Raw genomic sequence first — 234 nt, forward strand, 5'->3', positions numbered from 1 at the left:
AACGGGCAGACCCCCGAGGAGGCCGCGGCGCGCGTCGAGTTCGGCTAGCTGACGCCGCTATACCCGCAGGAGCGCCTGCGGCTCTAGACCGAGCCGAGCAAGGTGACCCAGCGGATCATCGACCTCGTCGCCCCGCTCGGCAAAGGCCAGCGCGGCCTCATCGTCGCGCCGCCGAAGGCCGGCAAGCCGATCGTGATGCAGCAGATCGCCAACGCGATCACCGCCAACAACCCC

At 70.1% G+C, this 234-nt stretch carries 1 pseudogene; it reads left to right on the top strand.

Annotated features, from left to right (window positions below):
* Window positions 1-234: pseudogene (locus tag SB754_RS23045) on the top strand (transcription termination factor Rho); the annotation flags it as partial.

The organism is Leifsonia sp. SIMBA_070, assembly GCF_046534635.1.
Taxonomy (GTDB): Bacteria; Actinomycetota; Actinomycetes; order Actinomycetales; family Microbacteriaceae; genus Leifsonia.